The sequence below is a fragment of the Burkholderia sp. Ac-20349 genome (assembly GCF_017104865.1).
GTDB lineage: Bacteria > Pseudomonadota > Gammaproteobacteria > Burkholderiales > Burkholderiaceae > Burkholderia > Burkholderia aenigmatica.
The window spans coordinates 39,119-56,579 of the sequence record NZ_JAAGPM010000010.1; the positions used below are offsets into that span (position 1 = coordinate 39,119).

24 protein-coding genes, 1 tRNA gene and 2 pseudogenes are annotated in these 17,461 nt (G+C 59.4%); 8 read left to right on the forward strand and 19 right to left on the reverse strand.

Translation table 11 applies throughout. From position 1 onward, the window contains the following. Nucleotides 1–212 precede the first annotated feature (212 nt). Genes G3N61_RS05530 through G3N61_RS05540 form a run of 3 tightly spaced genes read right to left on the reverse strand, consistent with a single transcriptional unit; the run spans nucleotide 213 to nucleotide 2,550 of the window. On the reverse strand, nucleotides 213–1,436 hold the full coding sequence (locus tag G3N61_RS05530; RefSeq protein ID WP_241017602.1) for a hypothetical protein: 1,224 nt from the start codon (nucleotides 1,434–1,436) through the stop codon (nucleotides 213–215). Next, nucleotides 1,387–1,866, reverse strand: coding sequence for a DUF2280 domain-containing protein (locus G3N61_RS05535; RefSeq protein ID WP_205821806.1), 480 nt, complete (start codon nucleotides 1,864–1,866; stop codon nucleotides 1,387–1,389). Before G3N61_RS05535 ends, G3N61_RS05530 begins: the two co-directional genes overlap by 50 nt. An 18-nt stretch (nucleotides 1,867–1,884) precedes the next feature. Further along, nucleotides 1,885–2,550 carry a putative metallopeptidase gene (locus G3N61_RS05540; RefSeq protein ID WP_205821846.1) on the reverse strand — a complete coding sequence of 222 codons (666 nt, stop codon included), beginning with the start codon at nucleotides 2,548–2,550 and terminating at the stop codon, nucleotides 1,885–1,887. A gap of 85 nt (nucleotides 2,551–2,635) precedes the next feature. Between G3N61_RS05540 and G3N61_RS05545 the strand changes: the two genes are divergently transcribed. Beyond that, the gene (locus G3N61_RS05545; protein WP_205821807.1) at nucleotides 2,636–2,830 is read left to right on the forward strand and encodes a hypothetical protein; all 195 of its coding nucleotides are present in this window, start codon (nucleotides 2,636–2,638) and stop codon (nucleotides 2,828–2,830) included. 705 nt (nucleotides 2,831–3,535) lie between these two features. Here G3N61_RS05545 and G3N61_RS05550 read toward each other — a convergent pair. The 4 genes and pseudogenes from G3N61_RS05550 to G3N61_RS05560 form a co-directional block, all read right to left on the reverse strand. After that, nucleotides 3,536–3,964 (reverse strand): hypothetical protein, encoded by a 429-nt coding sequence (locus G3N61_RS05550; RefSeq protein ID WP_205821808.1) that lies wholly within the window; start codon nucleotides 3,962–3,964, stop codon nucleotides 3,536–3,538. Nucleotides 3,965–4,077: 113 nt separating this feature from the next. Next, nucleotides 4,078–4,212 (reverse strand): annotated as a pseudogene (locus G3N61_RS40240) (RusA family crossover junction endodeoxyribonuclease); the annotation flags it as partial. Then, complete coding sequence (locus tag G3N61_RS05555) at nucleotides 4,209–4,631, reverse strand: hypothetical protein (RefSeq protein WP_205821809.1); 423 nt, start codon at nucleotides 4,629–4,631, stop codon at nucleotides 4,209–4,211. The gene G3N61_RS05555 and the pseudogene G3N61_RS40240, both read right to left, overlap by 4 nt. Next, on the reverse strand, nucleotides 4,600–5,571 hold the full coding sequence (locus G3N61_RS05560; RefSeq protein ID WP_205821810.1) for a hypothetical protein: 972 nt from the start codon (nucleotides 5,569–5,571) through the stop codon (nucleotides 4,600–4,602). The genes G3N61_RS05555 and G3N61_RS05560 overlap by 32 nt, the downstream gene beginning before the upstream one ends. A 227-nt stretch (nucleotides 5,572–5,798) precedes the next feature. On the opposite strand from G3N61_RS05560, the gene G3N61_RS05565 reads away from it, so the two are divergent. Then, complete coding sequence (locus tag G3N61_RS05565) at nucleotides 5,799–6,449, forward strand: hypothetical protein (RefSeq protein ID WP_205821811.1); 651 nt, start codon at nucleotides 5,799–5,801, stop codon at nucleotides 6,447–6,449. 38 nt (nucleotides 6,450–6,487) lie between these two features. Here the strand turns inward: G3N61_RS05565 and G3N61_RS05570 are convergent, their stop codons facing one another. Continuing rightward, nucleotides 6,488–6,703, reverse strand: coding sequence for a hypothetical protein (locus G3N61_RS05570; protein ID WP_205821812.1), 216 nt, complete (start codon nucleotides 6,701–6,703; stop codon nucleotides 6,488–6,490). Next, a pseudogene (locus G3N61_RS05575) lies at nucleotides 6,700–6,939 on the reverse strand (hypothetical protein); the annotation flags it as partial. The gene G3N61_RS05570 and the pseudogene G3N61_RS05575, both read right to left, overlap by 4 nt. A 74-nt stretch (nucleotides 6,940–7,013) precedes the next feature. Here G3N61_RS05575 and G3N61_RS05580 point away from each other — a divergent pair. Next, entirely contained in the window at nucleotides 7,014–7,430 is a 417-nt protein-coding gene (locus tag G3N61_RS05580; protein ID WP_241017603.1) for a hypothetical protein, read from the forward strand. A gap of 75 nt (nucleotides 7,431–7,505) precedes the next feature. On the opposite strand, the gene G3N61_RS05585 is transcribed toward G3N61_RS05580, so the two are convergent. The 3 genes from G3N61_RS05585 to G3N61_RS05595 form a co-directional block, all read right to left on the reverse strand. Beyond that, entirely contained in the window at nucleotides 7,506–7,994 is a 489-nt protein-coding gene (locus tag G3N61_RS05585) for a hypothetical protein (protein ID WP_205821813.1), read from the reverse strand. 67 nt (nucleotides 7,995–8,061) lie between these two features. Then, entirely contained in the window at nucleotides 8,062–8,331 is a 270-nt protein-coding gene (locus tag G3N61_RS05590; protein WP_205821814.1) for a hypothetical protein, read from the reverse strand. 422 nt (nucleotides 8,332–8,753) lie between these two features. Beyond that, nucleotides 8,754–9,473, reverse strand: coding sequence for a hypothetical protein (locus tag G3N61_RS05595; RefSeq protein ID WP_205821815.1), 720 nt, complete (start codon nucleotides 9,471–9,473; stop codon nucleotides 8,754–8,756). A gap of 440 nt (nucleotides 9,474–9,913) precedes the next feature. Between G3N61_RS05595 and G3N61_RS05600 the strand changes: the two genes are divergently transcribed. Both G3N61_RS05600 and G3N61_RS05605 read left to right on the forward strand, forming a co-directional pair. Beyond that, complete coding sequence (locus G3N61_RS05600; protein WP_205821816.1) at nucleotides 9,914–11,980, forward strand: DNA cytosine methyltransferase; 2,067 nt, start codon at nucleotides 9,914–9,916, stop codon at nucleotides 11,978–11,980. 74 nt (nucleotides 11,981–12,054) lie between these two features. After that, complete coding sequence (locus G3N61_RS05605; RefSeq protein ID WP_205821817.1) at nucleotides 12,055–12,393, forward strand: hypothetical protein; 339 nt, start codon at nucleotides 12,055–12,057, stop codon at nucleotides 12,391–12,393. A gap of 52 nt (nucleotides 12,394–12,445) precedes the next feature. Here G3N61_RS05605 and G3N61_RS05610 read toward each other — a convergent pair whose 3' ends face one another. Next, nucleotides 12,446–12,910 (reverse strand): DUF2441 domain-containing protein, encoded by a 465-nt coding sequence (locus tag G3N61_RS05610; RefSeq protein ID WP_205821818.1) that lies wholly within the window; start codon nucleotides 12,908–12,910, stop codon nucleotides 12,446–12,448. Nucleotides 12,911–13,019: 109 nt separating this feature from the next. On the opposite strand from G3N61_RS05610, the gene G3N61_RS05615 reads away from it, so the two are divergent. Then, the gene (locus G3N61_RS05615; protein ID WP_205821819.1) at nucleotides 13,020–13,517 is read left to right on the forward strand and encodes a hypothetical protein; all 498 of its coding nucleotides are present in this window, start codon (nucleotides 13,020–13,022) and stop codon (nucleotides 13,515–13,517) included. Here the strand turns inward: G3N61_RS05615 and G3N61_RS05620 are convergent. From G3N61_RS05620 to G3N61_RS05630, 3 genes are all read right to left on the reverse strand, one after another. Next, nucleotides 13,514–14,053, reverse strand: coding sequence for a hypothetical protein (locus G3N61_RS05620; protein ID WP_205821820.1), 540 nt, complete (start codon nucleotides 14,051–14,053; stop codon nucleotides 13,514–13,516). The genes G3N61_RS05615 and G3N61_RS05620 overlap by 4 nt on opposite strands. Nucleotides 14,054–14,152: 99 nt before the next feature. Then, on the reverse strand, nucleotides 14,153–14,494 hold the full coding sequence (locus tag G3N61_RS05625) for a hypothetical protein (RefSeq protein ID WP_205821821.1): 342 nt from the start codon (nucleotides 14,492–14,494) through the stop codon (nucleotides 14,153–14,155). 1 nt (nucleotide 14,495) lies between these two features. Next, on the reverse strand, nucleotides 14,496–14,705 hold the full coding sequence (locus tag G3N61_RS05630; protein WP_205821847.1) for a hypothetical protein: 210 nt from the start codon (nucleotides 14,703–14,705) through the stop codon (nucleotides 14,496–14,498). A gap of 36 nt (nucleotides 14,706–14,741) precedes the next feature. Between G3N61_RS05630 and G3N61_RS05635 the strand changes: the two genes are divergently transcribed. Next, on the forward strand, nucleotides 14,742–14,969 hold the full coding sequence (locus tag G3N61_RS05635) for a DUF4224 domain-containing protein (RefSeq protein ID WP_205821822.1): 228 nt from the start codon (nucleotides 14,742–14,744) through the stop codon (nucleotides 14,967–14,969). A gap of 25 nt (nucleotides 14,970–14,994) precedes the next feature. Here G3N61_RS05635 and G3N61_RS05640 read toward each other — a convergent pair whose 3' ends face one another. After that, on the reverse strand, nucleotides 14,995–15,405 hold the full coding sequence (locus G3N61_RS05640) for a hypothetical protein (protein WP_205821823.1): 411 nt from the start codon (nucleotides 15,403–15,405) through the stop codon (nucleotides 14,995–14,997). Here G3N61_RS05640 and G3N61_RS05645 point away from each other — a divergent pair. Beyond that, nucleotides 15,389–16,138, forward strand: coding sequence for a hypothetical protein (locus G3N61_RS05645; protein WP_205821824.1), 750 nt, complete (start codon nucleotides 15,389–15,391; stop codon nucleotides 16,136–16,138). The two genes, G3N61_RS05640 and G3N61_RS05645, sit on opposite strands and share 17 nt — an antisense overlap. Before the next feature lie 86 nt (nucleotides 16,139–16,224). On the opposite strand, the gene G3N61_RS05650 is transcribed toward G3N61_RS05645, so the two are convergent. Next, nucleotides 16,225–16,300, reverse strand: a tRNA-His gene (locus G3N61_RS05650). A gap of 57 nt (nucleotides 16,301–16,357) precedes the next feature. Continuing rightward, on the reverse strand, nucleotides 16,358–17,344 hold the full coding sequence (gene dusA / locus G3N61_RS05655; protein WP_241017608.1) for a tRNA dihydrouridine(20/20a) synthase DusA: 987 nt from the start codon (nucleotides 17,342–17,344) through the stop codon (nucleotides 16,358–16,360). Nucleotides 17,345–17,461 lie beyond the last annotated feature (117 nt).

The window sequence follows — 17,461 nt, forward strand, 5'->3', positions numbered from 1 at the left end:
GCGACGTGATCAAGCCGCAGTGGGCTTAATCTGGGAGTACGGATTCGAAGGCGACAAGAATCGCCTGAGGACGCCTGTCGAGCTCACCAAGCAGGAATTTGAATTTTGGGTCGATCAGGACGAAAGGTCGACATTTCTCGGCCCTCGCTGGCCAATCGAGGCAACCAGGATCGATCGCAATCGAGTGCCGCTCACGGATCCTCGCTTCAAGATCAAGGCAAGGACACCGGAGTTCGACGCCCCCAACGATGCCGAGCTGCGCAGGCTGTGGCGCGAGTACTCCGATCTTCAGGTTCGCAGGTTGATCCTCGAGATCCTTGCCCTACGGAAATCGCTGGATCGGGTTCAGGAGTGGTTCGACTACGTCGACAAGAATGTCGAGGATCGCGGTCAACTTGGTGGCGGGAATGGAAAGCTTCAGGAACTGCGCCACCTTCTCCGGAAGGAAAAGCGGAGCGCCGGGATGATCTGATGGCCGCGGCTATACAGCCTGCTGTGACGCGAGTGCCGAAATCACGCGGGTGATCGCGTGGTCCGTCACATTCGGGAATGGAAACATCGGGCGCCCGATCTGCTGAATCGAGCCGGCGTGGTGCCAGTCGAGCGGGAGCTCGGGCACGATGTCGTTCCCGTTCTTGCAGCTTCGCGACGTACTCGTCCGCGATCAGCGCCGGGATCTCGATGAACTCCCAGTCGCCGGGCAGCTTGCCGGACTTGATGAAGCCCGTCGGGTCTTCCTCTGCGAGCCGCTGCATGATCACGATGATCGGCGTGTCCGGATTCGCCTTACGGCTCTTCACGGTCGACAGCAGTTTGCGGTTCGCCTTGTTTCGGTTCGTCTTGCTGTACGCGTCCTCGACCTTCAGTGGGTCGTCGATGACGATCGCGCCCTGCCACCCTTCGGCCATGTGGCCAGCACGGAAGCCGGTGATCTGGCCACCGAGGGATACCGCGTACACGCCCCCGGCCTTCTTCCCATTGACGAGTACGTTCCAGCGCTTCTTCGACTTCGCGTCGTCAGCGATGACAAGAGGCCAAAGCGCTTGGTATTCGCTGGATGCGACGATGTCGCGCGCCGCCTCGCTGTTCAGCAGCGCAAGGTCGTCCGAGTACGAAATGTGCAGGAACCGGGCGCGCGGGTTCAGCGCGAGACCGCGTGCGATCAGATTGATCGCAACGAGCTCGGTCTTCGACGAGCCCGGCGGCACGTTGATGACTACATTCTTCAGCTTGCCGTCGATCACACGCTGCACCGCGTCGGCGATGAGCATGTGGTGCCAGTTGACGCGGAACTTGATCGACTGCCGATGCTTGAAGAAGTACCGGCTGAAGAACAGGTGATCGCGCTCGCATTTCGCCTTTAGGACGGCCCGCTCGATGGCGGGGTCAATACTCGTCTTCGAGTTTGGCGACGGCGTCTGCGACCTGCTTTTCATCGACGACGACCGTCCTATTCACGATTGGGCCGCCGTCCTCCCCGGTATGTTCGAGGCGGCGGCGGTTCGTGAACGCGTCGCCAGCTTCTTTCGCCGCCTGCTCGAGCAGCTGCGCCATTAACGGCAGATTGCCGCGCTGCTCGGCGAGCGCGACGGCGCGATCAAGCGCCCGCAGACGCACGGCGCGATGCGACACGCCGATACGCGACGTGTCGCTCAGGAACTCCGACCTCGTCCGCTCGAAGATCTCCCGATATTTCTTGCTGAGCGCCGAACCGGCGCGCTTCGTCGGGTCGTACCGCTCGCACTGCTGCGGCGACACCTCGACACCGAACTCCTCGCGCACCGCCTTCGCGGCGCGCGACGGCGTGTCGAAACAGGCGAGCGCCTGCGTGACGAACACCTTGATCGGTTCGGGAAGTGCTGCCATGACGGGAAAACGTTCGGGTTATGCGGCCCGCAGGATGCAAGTACCGCAGGCGCGCGCAATGTCGACGTGACCGACCTCGGGCGCGCGCTGGGCCGCGGCGATGAGCTTCGCCGTGTCGCCCGCGCCTCCGGCCACGCCGTAGCGCCGGACGATGCCCACGAATTCTTCGACGTCGTGTCCGCGGATACCGAGCTTCGGCATGCCGTCCTTCGTGAAGGCCGGTGCGCCGAAACCGTCGTCGCGCTGGCCGATGTGATACAGCTCGTGCTCGACGAGTGCGCACCTTTCCTGGTCGCCGCACTCTCGTGCGTAGTGCGCGTCGAGCGTTATCAGGAACGCAGGCACGCGGCCGAACCACTCGCAGAGCTGCTGCTCCTGCCGGGCACGCTGCCAGCCGCCGGCGCGGATCATCACCTCTTCGCACTGGCCGACGACGCGGCGCATCTGGCGCACGTTCTCGACGGCCGCCCAGAGATAGGCGACGTCAGCATCGACCAGGTGCGCGTGATCCGGGTTGTGCAGCGGCGCGCCTTCGCGCAGCAATGTCTCACTCACCCACTCGGCAACGCCATCGGCTGGCGCGATGTAGCGAAACCAGTTTGCGCCGTCGAACAGCGCATCAGGCGGTGCAGGACGAGGCACGTGAGCTACGTGCGCGACATCGGTTCGCTTCGGACGAGGCATCTTATTCGAGTCTGCTCGGTAATGGCTTGCCACCGGCGTAGAATCATCGAGCTGGATCTTTCCGGCACAACCTATGGGGAATGCGATGGCCTACTTTGAACACGAAGAAATTGCTGCAGCGAAAGCAATCGAATTAATCCAAGCCGCAATTCAATCCGGGTCGCTTATTGCGCCTGCCAATTGGTGGAACGCCACCGATCCCGAATTTCAAGGGGAGAAGCTGGGCAAGTTTATCGGCGCCGCGATTATTGAGTTGAAAGCTAGTCTGCAAAAGCTGTAACGAAAAAGCCCGCTGGCTTGTCGGCTCAGCGGGCTCCGCAACACGTCACTACAAGCGAGTGGCGCCTACCCTAACGCTACCGTGTTCTAGCTTTCCACTAGACCTTGCGCAAAGCAATCGCACTAACCAGCTCGGACTCTGCTGCCGGTCGCATTTCCGGTTGCCACACGCATGATATTCCCGCTGGGTGAACATCGATCACCGTCATGATCAAGCTGCCGGACTTCAGCATCACTCGATCTCCCTTCTTGAAAGTGTCAGTCTCACGAGAAACCGTTGCAGCTGGCTCATAAATGCGGAGCACATCCCATGGTGCGAAAAAGGGCAGAATGGTCTGTGACTGAGGACTCATGTAACAGCACTTAACGACAGGAAGTCGATTTCGATCCTCAACGACTCGTAGCGCGGTCATCGGCCATTCAGGATCCGGTGGCATCTTCCCGAGTTGCCGGCGCGCTAGCTCGATTTCAACCACGCCGCCAATAAGCTCCTTTTCAAGTCTCTTTACTATATCGCTGACCCGCATCCTCGACCTCAAGTAAATCTGAAAGCGATAGGATGTAACCAGTCGACCAGACAATCAAGAAGCAAATAACAAAAAACCCGTCAAGCTTTCGCGTGACGGGTTTTGGTCGCAACTCTGCAATCTGATGAAAATCTACACCCTATCCGCCACATTTGCAAGGGGATTTTTCGGTGTATCGCTTACGCCTCAACGGTCTCTGCGATCGTCACGTTGTTTCGCACGAAGAGCGGTGTCAGCCGCTTCACGGCCTGCTGCTCTAGATCGACGAGGCGCTTCCGGATGGTCTGCGCATTCCGTTCCAAAGTCCGAACCGCGATGCGCGTCTCCTCGGAGATTTCTCGATACGACAACCCGTCCTGGCACAGACGCGTCTGCGAATGGCCCGCAATCAGCGCCATGATCGCGTCGCTGCTCGTCACGGTAAGCGACGGCCGCAGATACGTCCGCATTTGGACCACAGCGCGCTTCCACTCGTCCGACGGCGGGGTTCCCGGGTCTGCCGCACGGGTAGCGCTTGCGGGCCGCGCCGGCATCCCGCAGGCGTAGCGGAGCCAAACCGCATTGCGCTCCGGCTTCGGCAGGTGATCGCGCACAGATCCGACGACCATCGCGCACTGAGCCCGGATTTCGTCACCGTTCAGCCCATCGAAGTTGATCGTGCCCGATGAGCTGCCGTAGAGGTAGTCAAGGAACTCAGCCTGCCGATCGCTGAGACGGCCTCCTCCGGCGTATGCGTCCGCACGATGCCGTTGTGGCGAGAGAAGCGCGGTCGGCCCTTTGCGACCGGCTTGCCAGGCACGACGAACTCAACACGACGTGCCACGGGCGATTGACCGATCAGGGACTGCTGCGTCATCTAGCCACCTTCCGCGAAGCAACACCGGCGACGATCTCGCGGATGCGCCCCATGTTCGACGCCACAACCTCCGGAGAACACTCTCGCCGGTCTACCAGCTTCGGCCGCTGCAACGATGCAACGTCAAGACGGGCCTGACGGCAGTGCGCGAGAAACTCTGGAACGGTCGGCGCCCGACCGAGCACGCTCAGATGGTCTACGCCCGCTTTCAGCTGCTCGCGGCTCAGCTTCGCGAGTTCATTGCCCCAATGCCGCTTTACCTTCGCAATGTCGGTACCACGCCAGAGGTCAGCAAAACGCGCACCGTAGTTCGCGGACATCGCTTCGAAAAGCGCCTCAACCCAGAGCTGCGGGATAGCCGTCACCGGCCACTTCGGATCAGGAATCCTATCGGGGATGGTTTGCGTTGCCGTCGACATCGATGACTCCGTTTTCGGTTTGATGGGCCGGCTTGCGGCCGGTGAGCTTCGCGAGTACGTCCTCGCGTTCGTCGTGGTAGCTGCGCTGACCGCCAGGTGATGCACGTGCCGGTGGCGGTCGACGCACGCGATCGAGCTTCGATCGAATGAAGCCGGCATTTATCGGCGCTGGATCGTGCGCGTTGTCGCGATCTTCGACCGCTAGCTCATATGCCTTGCGAAGTTCAAGCGCAGTCGGACCTGCCGCGGCGAGGTCGATCACCTGCTGCTGGCTCGGCGTGAGGTTGCGCACGGCCTTGCCGCGATCGCGCTCCCACTCTCGCAACGACGCGGAGATCTCGACGGCGGTCAGCACGCCAAGGCTTTCGCGCGCCTGCGAGGAAGCACCATCGCCGTCGCTAGAACCTATGGGTTTAGGTTTACTACCGGTTCCGGTTCCGGTAGCGTCCGTCCCGGTGGAATCCGATGGTTGTCCCGCGCCTGTCCCGTGGGACATGTCATGGACATTGTCAGACTCGTTGGGACAATCGGCAGCCGAATCAGCACCGGCAGACGCCCTCTCCGCCCCCTTCTTGGCGCGCTGATTCGCCTTACGGATGCGCTCTCCATCACGCCGATCGATCATTTCAAGCACGCGTTCGATCATCGTGTTGTGGTACAAGCGACCGTCATCGGCAAGCCACCACCCGCGCATCAGGCGCTTCTTGATCTCCTGGAAGTGCTCGAGCGCCATGCCAATACGTGCCGCGATCAGTTCGTCATCGTCGGGTAAGCTGCCGCAAGGCGTCTGTTCCCATGCAGTCATCCAGAGCATGAGGAGCCACGGGCGAATTTCCGGAACCGCGAGCGCCCACGTATCGGACTGGCGAATGCGCTCGTAATCGAGCTCGAAGCGCCAGCCCTTGGCCCGGGTATCCGCCGGATAGGGAATAGCCGTCACTTGGCCTCCCAGGGGTTGGAAACGGTGAAAGAATTCGGAAGCTCGTTCATTCGTGTCTCGACCGCATGCGTGTTGAAGTACGACTAGCCTCGCATCGGCCTGGATGATGCAGAAATGATTTCGCGGGCATCAGCACACTTTCCACACCAGCTTGTTCCCAAGTGGGCGCGCCGCGGTATCGAAGCGCGGTCATGCTACGATCGCCCCAAATCAAAACCGGGGAAATCATGAAACGCGCGTGGGAAATCATCGAACTTGCCTTTGCAGCGCTCATGATCGGTATTTCCTTTTTTGCTCTCCACCGAATTTGGGTGATCACGGCGCGCGCCAGCGGATCTACCAAAGACTTCTGGGACGTCGCAACTGCGATCGGCACATGCGGCGCGGTAGTCGTTGCTTTGTACGTCGCGTTCCGAGACAGCCGAAGAAAGGCTCGCGCTGAAAGCCTCGAAGCGTCCCTGGCTGCAGCCGGACTTACGTTCCGGATCGGAATCGCTTGCAACTCGGTCAACAGAGTCCTGCAGTGGGCCGAGGCAGCACTGCAAGTCGACACCGCGCCCGATAAATTCAAGATGTACGCGGATAAGCTCGACGAGCTTGACATATGCTCGACGGATGAACTTAGGTCTCTTATCGCCCTCCCAGATAACTGCGCAAAAAAAATTGCAGGGGCAAAAGACAGACTGCATGTTGCGATCACGTATCTCCGTGTCGAAGAACAGAATCGTCACTCCGACAGTTCCACTCGCAAGCGGCGCTTGAAAACGATTCGCGCCTGTGTCGGAGAAGCTCACATTCTCCTCACCCAGGCGAGCTTTACCTGCGAAAGGGAAAGCCGCGGATACCTTGAGAACGCACCCGATTTCGACCTTGGGTAATTGATCGCACCGCGCACGTTTCGCCGACCGCATCGACATCAGCTCCCCTCCTTCTGGTTGTCGATGTGAGCAGCTTCCGGCCGCACTCGCTCCAGCATCCAGAGCTGGTCCGGACGGAATGCGAGATAGTCCTGCGGGGGATCGCGAAAGATGAAAAGGTGCTTTTCCTCGACGATGCCAAGGTAGGTCATGGGGCGCCCGAGCTTGCGGGCGAAGAGCTTGCCGACATCGCGGTTGCGGAGCGTCACCGTCATGCTGCCGCCTGACGCTGTCCGAACGCCTGTTGGACGTATTCGCCGATCGCTTCATTGCTGAGCCGGCGGCACTCCTCGATCGCCTTGCGCTCCTGAATCGCGAGCCACTGCCGCGGGTAGTCGCAGCCCGTGAACATGCAGAACAGGTGCAGCTTGGTCGCGGGGAACGGCCGGCGGCCGGCGACCAGGTCGGCGAAATGCGGATAGTGGATGTCGCAGTTGCGCGCGAGCGTCTGCGGCCGCCAAAACTGAACCTGAAGTCACCTACTCGGCTGAGCAGCAGCCGCTCGCTGTGGCTCAGGTGGCACTTGTGCAGCCGCCCGTCACTGCCAACTTCCCATGCGTCGCACGTCCAGTTGTGCCGGACGGCGGTGCCGATGATGTAGTCGACGCCGAAGTTCGAGTGTCTGATCTGCTGGAGGTCATCAAGACGTTGACGGCAGAGCGCGACGCTGCGGTTGCCAAGGCCGATACCTGGCGCGCAAACGCCGCGACGCTCGAAGCGCGCATCGACGAGCTGACGCTCGGTCCGGTCGGTGCACGCGCACCACTGTTCGTGACCGTCGGCAGATATTGCAAGCCGAAGCGTCACACGTCGCTCGAGAAAGCACAGAAGCGCGGCAGTGCTCTCGTGCGCGGCGAAAAGGAATCCGAGGTGCTCGTACTCGAGCCGGTCGGTCGGATCGTGCGCGGCACCGAGTGGCGCCCGACGTTGTTGGTTGCTTAACCGCCGCGCGCCCTGAGACCTTGCGCGGCGTTTTGATGGGCGGCCTTCTGGACGCCCTTTTCTTATTTAGCCAAACTACTTTTCATCGATCCAGCGCTTCGCTTCCCTCTCCCCGAGACTGGCCATTTCCCCTTTCGAGCCACGATGCCCAAGGTCGCCACTGTTCATCGGCAAGCCATCCGCATTCGGGTGATTATTTCGCATAGACCATCGGGCTCCGAATTCCCCATTCCCACAGTCCAGTGGCGTGAAGTCAACACTGTATCCGTTGTACTCGAGCTCGTAGACGTGTTGAGAGATCAACTCGCGAGCTCGCGTCAGTGAATCCCCTGCGGCCTGTCGCTCCTTAGCCTGCTGATCTGCATTCGGATTGAACTCCGCCATCGTTTGCATGGCGTTTGACCGCGTTATCGACGTCCTTTGAGGAACAGGGGTCGCCTGCCAATTCGCAATTTTGCTGTCGATTTCTTGGCGTGCTGCTTTCAGATAGCCGGAAGGCAACTGCTCAAAAACATGTTTGATTGCTATCTCCAATGCGGCCAATCGCTTTTCAGTGTCGCTCACGGAAGTTTCCTATTTGAGTGGTGTTCGACGAACGAGTCACGCGCTCGGTATATCGACGGTCATACGGTCAAAGACCGTCTATGGTGAGTTCCGAATGCGTTCGGTCGATGATCGATCGCCCCTCTTCAAACGCAGCCTGAGCCGCCATCGCTTCGTTGGGAAAATCAGCCGACGGATGAGTGAAACGACGAATGTTCGCCTCCACTGCAATGACTGCACCAGGACGGTTCACGTACCCCGTATAGCCGTATGGGACCTGTTGCCCTGGCTCCGGATTGTGTTTCAGCACTGGCAGGACGTTGATTAAAAAGCCCTTGTACGATTCATTGCGCCACATCACCGATCTCCATTAGAGGTCTCACCACATCCAATAGTACGGCGCTCTCCAGCGGACACAGTCGCCGGAAACCGTTCCCCGAAGAAACAATAGCAGATCATGATCTGCCAGGGCACACCAGATGCTAGCAAGAGCTGAACAACTCGTTCCACTATGAAGACGATCTTCGCGCACCGCGCGGGCAGCTAGAGGGAATGGGCCTTCCTGCGTGACAAGGGCCCGCTCAGCCGCGTGTACACCGCTCACAAACCAGGCGTCGAGGAGCGTTGGTGGCAAACGGCGCCGCGCGGCCGAACCGCACCGCATGCCTTACTGATCAAACGGAGCATACCCGTGTGGCTTATCTCGGTCCGCGCGGCATTCAAGGGGGCACCAATTGGCGCCCTTCTTTTTCCAATCAGCCATGTGATCATATTGCGGGGCTAGATCAGCTTTCTCTGCCGTCCATAGGCAACGATTTGATGCCTCGCGTTGTCAACGTATCCAGCCTGTTCGACGAGAACCTTATGTTCAAGCGTGTTCACTCGCTCCGGATAGTGCTGACCAAGGTATTGCACTTTCATCTCGGATAGTGTGCGAGAAGCATCCGAGATGCGCTCGCAGGCTGACCGTAGCATGATCACCGGCAACACGAGTTCTGTCGACGGCAGCTCAAGAACAGGGATCTCGCGCAATGCAAGCCCAATGACTTCAATACGATTTGGATCATGCTCCTCCTTCAGGAACAGATCCGCGTCTGCGTCGCTGGAGAAGCTCGAGACCATGAGATTGACAGTCGTCAATGCCTCGTTGGCAATGGCGATCAGATGCATCGCGCGAATACGAACACTCTCTTGCTGGTCAGCGATTTGAAGCGCCCGTTGCTTGTCGAACTGCCATTTCACGAGCCAGCCAGACGCGAGAATCGCACCGATGGCCCCAGTTGCCTGAACCCAGGCAGCCATGAGTTCAGGGCTGTAAGGGCGTGTGCCAGCGGATGTCGCACCGAATCCGGAAATGATAATCGTGGCAGCGATCCCGGCGATCACTGCTAATACCGTTTTCCAATTTTTCATCGCACCCTCGTTTGTTTTGGTGCGAATCGTAGCATGGCTGATATATCGCTCAGTGGCATATCCTCTGCCGCCATTCTCGAAATTCAATCTCGAGGGAATCCGGCCTCGATGTTTTGACGTGCCTCACGCACCCCGTGGTATATCGCGTCCTTGAGCCTGAGAGTTCCCCGAGCAGCCGCTACATATCGAATAAATGAATTTATGACGTGGTCTGTTCCCGTCCGGCGAATCACAACATCAGCGCGAAACCGCTTCCCCTCGTCCTGTGAATCATCGGGGCTCGCGGTTACGGCAACTGTGTAATCGCCCTCGACAAATTCGTGTTTCATCTGCATGCCCCTTAGTTGTTTAGTTTGTGATCGTAGCACGCCCCATACCCTCAAGCCGCGCAAACTCCGTTGCCTCGGATGCGTGGCTTTTTCTTGTGGGCGGCTTGTATAGCGCCCGCTTCTTTTCGAATTTCCCCTGGCAATAGCATTTCACGGGCGGCCAGTCCGGCGCCCGGCCTTTTTCCCGACAGAGATCCCATGAAGCGCGATAACTTCACGATGCCGCTCGACCTCGGCAGCGAACTGATCGTCGACAACTTCGCCGGCGGCGGCGGAACCTCCACTGGCCTCGAATGGGCGTTCGGTCGCCCGGTCGAAATCGCCATCAACCACGATCCCGAAGCGCTCGCAATGCACGCGCTAAACCATCCGTACACACATCCCCGGTGTGAATCGGTATGGGACGTCGACCCGATCGAAGTTACCGGCAATCGCCCGGTCGGCCTAGTGTGGTTATCGCCGGACTGCAAGCACTTCTCGAAGGCAAAGGGTGGCACGCCTGTCTCGAAACACATCCGCGGGCTGGCATGGGTTGGAATGCGATGGGCCGCACTCACAAAGCCGCGTGTCCTGATGCTCGAGAACGTCGAAGAATTTCAGGACTGGGGGCCACTGATCGTCCAGCCGGATGGCACGGCACGCCCGGATCCGAAGCGTAAGGGCAAGACTTTCGAGAGCTTCGTGCGACAGCTCCCGCAACATGGGTATGACGTGGATTGGCGTGAACTGCGCGCATGCGACAACGGTGCGCCGACGATCCGCAAACGTCTGTTCCTCGTCGCTCGCCGCGACGGTTTGCCGATCGAATTCTCCGAACCGGAGCATGGCGAACCTGCCTCGCGCGAAGTTCTTGCGGGGATGCTTGCTCCCTACCGTACGGCAGCCGAGTGCATCGACTTCAGCATCAAAGCAAGCAGCATCTTCGGCCGAAAGAAGCCGCTCGTATCGAACACCGAGCGCCGCATTGCAAAAGGCATGTGGAAGCATGTTCTCGCGAGCTCATCACCCTTCATCATCCCCGCGCAGCACGCCGGCGGCGCTAATAATTCGAGCGTCTCCACGCCATTCATGACGGAGCATGCGAACGCCAGCAATCAGCGGACCATGCGTGCCGATGAACCAATGCGGACCATCCGCGCCCAGGTCAAGGGCGGCCACTTCTCCGTCGTAGCCCCCACGCTAGTTCAGATGCGTGGTACTAGCGAGTCACATCTCGGTGCGCGAAGCGTCGAGCAACCGACGGCGACCGTTACGGCTAGCGGCACACATCATGCGTTGGCGAGTGCCCACCTGATCACGGTCGGTTATGGCGAACGCATAGGCCAAGAGCCGCGTACGCAATCCATCGAGCAGCCGCTCGGCACGGCTGTCGCCGGCGGAGTGAAGCAAGCTGTCGTCGCAGAACACATCACGAAATTCCGGGCCGGAAGCTCGGGCGCGTCGATGAACGATCCCATGCCGACCGTAACGGCGAACAGCTTCCAGAAGCGGCCCGGAGGCAGCGCACCGCTCGGCATCGTCGCAGCGCATCTGATGCACGTGACGCACCACGGAGAGCGCCCGGGTACGCATCCGGACTCGCCACTCCCAACCATTACCGGCGCCAATCGTGGCGAACAGGCACTGTCGGCAGCATTCTTCGAGCAGGCAAACGGTGGATTCTGGGAGGAAAACGACGGCCGGCCCGCGACCGCACCGCTGTCGACCATTGCATCAAAGGGCGCGAATCAACGCCTCGTCACTGCCTACCTGGTCAAGTACTACAGCGAGGGCGGACAGTGGCAGGACCTGACTGAGCCGATGCACACGATTCCGACAAAGGACCGTATGGGGCTCGTGCAAGCCATGCAGGTACCTACCGACTGCCTGTCGCCCGAACACCGCGAGAATGCACGCCTCTGCGCCGATCTGATGCGCCTGCACCTTCCGGAGCAGTTTCCGGAGCAGGTCGAGATGGTGCTGATGTTCCATTCCGATGCTTGGTGGGTACTCGTCGACATCACACTGCGCATGCTGAAGGCGCCCGAGCTGTACCGAGCACAGTCGTTCCCTAGCAACTACATCATCCACGAAATTCCGGACCCAAAGCTGCTGTTCAAGGATGGCGTGCAGGTGCCAGGTGATCCGCGGCTTATCCCCCGCATTCCGCTCACTGCAACCGCGCAGATCCGCATGTGCGGCAACAGCGTTTCGCCGCTCCAGGCCAAAGCGCTGGCCCGCGTCAACTTCGCACACGAACGCCGGCTCGTGCACGTCGCGGCCTGACCGCCGCACGCGCCGACCTGATCGCCGGACTGGCTTTCGCGGGCGTGCTTGAGGCTATTGCCTGCTTCGCTTGGATGCTCGTGCTGCGCCCGGATGCCGTGACTGAAATCGCGGTAACGCCAGCCCAGCATGGAAGTCACGCCGATCCGGTAACGCCAGCCACGCCCGCAAGTAACGCCGTCGTGCCGGTTGTGACCGTAACGCCGCCGGTCGCGCCGGCCGCCGCGGAGCCGGCGCTCCTGCTTCACCTTCCAGTCGTCGTGCAGCCCGCCGACGTTGCCCGAGTCACGAATGCGATCGCAGCAGGAACCGTGCGAGCGACCGTGACCGAGATCCGCAAGTTTCTGGACTGCTCGCAGGCGCGCGCCGCATCAGTCCGCAAACAGCGCGAACGCAAAGCGGTTCAATTGTGAGGCGGTCATGAAGGGTTTGGATCAGACATGGGTATTGGATATGACTCGACCGTCAATCGAGAGCTTTCACGATCTCGATAGGCGACTCGGTCAGCACTTCAGGAATCTGTATATCCGAGCCGCCCCAATAGCGATGCGCAAGGTCTTCGGCATAAGGCAAATAGGCCACGCCTTGATTGGGAAACCGTGCGTTGAGAAGGTTAAACGCCGCACGATGCGTTTTCTGGGCTTTGTCGACGAGTCGAACCTCGTAAAGACGGAAATGAAGTCCAAAGTTCACGGGGCGCTGTTGCCGTGCAATCTGCTCATCGTCGAAGACGTAGTTGCAATTGAGTCGACTCGGCCTATCGGGAAACGAAGCTTGCCTGATCTGCTCCAGCACCATTTCGCTGGCCAACATCATGGCGTGCCCCTGATTGCGGATGTCGTATGTCCTCAGGAAAAAGCCCCAATTGCCAGGTCGAATGATGCTCTTGGGTTCAAGGATTACGGTCGTGAAGTGGAAGAACGAATTCATACAGGGCTGATCTCCTAGAGAGATCAGCAGTATGTAACGCGCACCGCGTCCAGTCTATTTCTCGATGAAATTTCTAAATGCCGTACGTATTGGAACAGAGGCGACATCTATGGATACGAAACAACTGATTGAAGGCTTGCGCGCCGAGCAAACGTATCTCGGCTCGTGCCGCGAAGCCCGCGACGACAGCGGGCGCATTCGATGGGATCGACTGCAGCGGGTAATCGATCACCTCGCCGCATCCGCTGTCGAGCAGCACGAAGCAGCGCCGGCCGTAGAGCTGTCGAACGTGCACGAGGCGCTGACGAGCGGCAAAGGCTTCTGGCGCACCTGTTCGGGCTGCTACGAGTCGGAGGACGGCCACCCGGTAGGCGAATATCCGTACAGCGAGATTCTTCAATGCGATCTCGGTGCAGGCTGCGCGGAGTGCAGCGGCATCGGAGCTGTGTGGGACAACACGGATTACGATGATTTGGTCAATTTCCTTGAGCAGCGAGAATCTGAGGTCGAAACCAACCAGCCCCAACAGCCATCATCGGACGGGCGGGCGGAATGCATCGTGTTGGCGAATGCCAACGGATTCGTGCCCTCCGTCGAAGCCGGCTAACCCGCATTCAACCGCCTCTCCCACTTTGCCTTCGAATTGTGCACCACTTCCAATGACGAATTCAGCACCGAGTACTGTTCGCGGCAATACGCCAAAAGCTTCTCGATGTTCATCGTTGGGATTTCCTCTGTCCTATGAAGCGCGTGACAAAGCAGCTGGGCCGCCATCCACGCCGACAAAACTGCGTTTGTTATTTCCGAAGGCAACCTGTTATGTATAGCTTGCCCCAGTGCATCCGACGCTTTGTCCAGCCGAGACGCGTCAAAAACGACTTGGCCGTTTAGGGTGGACCGCCGCGACACGATTTCAATGTCATGGAGAGCCGGAACAGCACAGTCAATCGCGTTCTGAAGGAGTGCTTCCGCGTACGTCGCTGCTTGGTAGCGGTCCCGCAACCTCTCACGTTCAGCGACCCGATTTGTATGACGGACGTGCATTTGATGCTGCACAAATACAACGCCAAATGCAGCGGCAACTGCGATCGTCGATGCCGCCGCCTGAGCGAATGCCAGCCAATCTCCACGGTGCCAACTCATGTGTGAATCCCCGATGTTTTTTGGGGCTCCATGGTACGAGCCATGCTCGAAGGCGACAAGACGCAGACGCGGTGCGCATTTAAGGTGTCGCCGGAAGCCTCAATTGAATTGGTCTTGAAACAACTCCACCAGAAACACAATCGCGAGCCAAATTAGCGGTCCAAAAGCGATCAGCAGCGTCAATCCGAGTCGCTTGCGCATCCGATACTTTCTAAAACACCAGAACATGAAGGTGCTAAAGATTAGCCAGATCGCAGCCAATCCGAGAATCAAGTCAACCGCAAGACCTGCCGCACAGCTACCGTCACCGCATGCGTATGCAACCCTCGGGATAATCAGTGCGAGTCCGGGTACGGAACACAAGAGCCGTGCTGCGTTTGCTGCGCCTCCCATATCGAATATGGGTGCAATGGCCTTGGCCCGCGAGGTCATTCGATTCATGCTATCCGTAGCGGCTAAGCCACTCCACTGAGAAGTTCTTCGCGTACTCGACCGCCTCTGCCTCCGTCGCGAATTCGCCAAGCTGTCGAAACGCAGCTTCTCGACTGAAACCCAACTTCGTTACCTCGACCTGGGCGGCAAACTTGCCGTCCTCCGTCACGCGCGGTTCGCAGTTCATCTCGTACCCGCGCATCACAAATTTTTTCTGTATCGCTTCAACGCCTTTTTGAGACACGGGGATCGTAGCATGAGCGACTATCTCACCGCCCACGAGCTGGTCGACCTCGTCGGCTGCAAACCGAATCAGCGCGCAGCAATGTCGCGCTGGCTTGAGCTGAACCATTGGCGCTTCGTCGTCGACAAGACTGGCCTACCAAAAGTCGCACGCGCATACCGCGACCAGAAGCTCGGCCTCGCCACCAAAACACAAACAACACGACACGATGCCGGCCCTAACCTCCAAGCGTTCTGCTAAGTACGAATCAACTGGTGTTGACCGACTATACAAGCGGACCGGCACCCGGAAAATCTCCTTTTGGTACAAGTATCCGGACGGTCGATCCGAGACGCTTTCCACAGCTCCGCGTGGTGATCGCGCGGCCCTTGTCGTCGCCGAGCGCACGGCAAAACGTCGCGCACTGGACATTCAGGAAGGCACAATCGTTGCGGGATCGGTCGGTCAAGCCATCGAGCGGTTTCGCGATGAGGTAGATCCTGATCACTTCCGCGACCAGTCGCGTGATGGCAAAGCTGTCCGCAACTCCGCCTACGATCGTCTGACTCTCTTCTTCGGCCGCATGGCACCGCAGCGGCTCGAAAGCATCCACGGTTACCAGTTTCTCGACGCGCGCGAAGGCCGGCGCACCGATCGGCGCCAACAAGGACATGGCGCTCATGTCGACGATGTGCAATTACTGGATCCGCTGGGGGCTTATAAAGGGCAATCCATTCGTTGGGATGATGCAGAACAAGGCAGAGAAGGACGTCCGAGCGATCGAGCGGCATCAGGTGCTTCGCTTCTATGTCTGGTCGCTCCGGCAAGACCAAGCGTATCGCACGATGGGCTTCGCCGCTATGTTCTGTTATCTCACTGGATTCCGCGCCGCGGAGGTACGCCCATATCACATGTCCGGACTCACGGACGCTGGCGTGCACGTGGTCGGGGCAAAGAGAAAGAAAGGCGAGGCGCAAACGGTCAAGCTTCGGCACTGGTCGCCGAGGTTGCATGCTGTAGTCGAACGCGCGAAACGCGGTTGCAAGGTCGACAGCCTATCCCTCTTTCCCAACCGCAAGGGGCAGATGTATTCGAAGAGTGGATGGGCGTCGGTCTGGCAAGACGCGATGTATGGCTACATCGGGTCGTACGACGCTGAGATCGCGAAGGAGTTTGAGGTGAAGAAGATGCGGGAGGCCGCGCAGCGAATCGCGAATCGAATCAATCGACCGGTCAAGGGTGGCATGGAACTGATGCTAACAAAGCACCCCGACTACTTCTCTTTACAGGATATTCGCCCGGCCGCAATTACAACGAAGCTCGCGAATCGCGATGCTGATGCATACGATTTCGCAGCACATGCGAATCCGGGTACAACACATCGGCACTACGATCGACGGAAGGTGAAAGCTGCTGACGCGACGGAGTGAATTCCGAAATTGCGTTTTCCGTTCCGAAATTCATACCGTGCAAAGCAAAACAGGCGCCTAAGCGCCTGTTTTGTTAATGCATTCTTTGGGGTGGCTGATGGGACTCGAACCCACGACGACAGGAATCACAATCCTGGACTCTACCAACTGAGCTACAGCCACCACTGTTACTGCCTTTTGTTCTTCGCTGCTTTTGTGTTTCAGCAGCGAAGAACAAGATTATACGAACACTTTTGAATCTTGCAAAGCTTTTTTTTCAAAAACTTCTTCGGCCTCGTTCAGATGCGCGCGCGCCTCGTCGAACACGGCCAGATCGGCACGTGCGAGCTTCTTGTTGTCGGACAGCACACGACGCCAGCCGCGTGCGCCGGGCATGCCGCGATACAGTCCGAGCGCATGCCGCACGATCGCGCCGAGGTAAGTCCCGCGCTTCAGTTCGGCCGCGCAGTATTCGATCAGCTTCGCCTCGGCCTCTTCGCGCGTCGGCACCGCTGCGGTCGATCCGTAGAAGCGCGCATCGACCTCCGCAAGCACGTACGGGTTGTGATACGCCTCGCGGCCGAGCATCACGCCGTCGACATGCTCCAGATGCTGCGCGACTTCGTCAAGCGTCGTGATGCCGCCATTGATGACGATCTCGAGCGACGGAAAATCGCGCTTCAACTGATACGCATAGTCGTACTTGAGCGGCGGGATCTCGCGATTCTCCTTCGGCGACAGCCCCTTCAGGATCGCATTGCGCGCATGCACGACGAACGTTTTGCAGCCAGCCTCGGCCACCGTGCCGACGAAGTCGCGCACGAACGCGTAGTCCTCGACCGCATCGACACCGATCCGATGCTTGACCGTGACCGGCACCGACACCGCATCGCTCATCGCCTTCACGCAGTCGGCCACGAGTTGCGGCTCGTTCATCAGGCACGCGCCGAACGCGCCGCGCTGCACGCGCTCGGACGGGCATCCGCAATTCAGGTTGATTTCGTCGTAGCCCCACTGCTCGCCGAGCTTCGCGGCACGCGCGAGGTCGTCGCGCTCGCTGCCGCCCAGCTGCAGCGCAACCGGCGATTCGTTCGGCGTGAACGCGAGATGCCGCTGGGCATCGCCGAACAGCAGCGCGCCCGTCGTGATCATCTCCGTATACAGCCACGTGTCGCGCGTCAGCGTCCGATGGAACGACCGGCAATGGCGGTCGGTCCAGTCGAGCATGGGCGCGACGGATACGCGGCGGGGAGGAAGCGAGGACGGTACGGACATGGATTTCGGGCAACAGGCCAGACGGCGCGGGAACAACCCGGTATTTTACCGCAAGACGGTCCGTGCCTG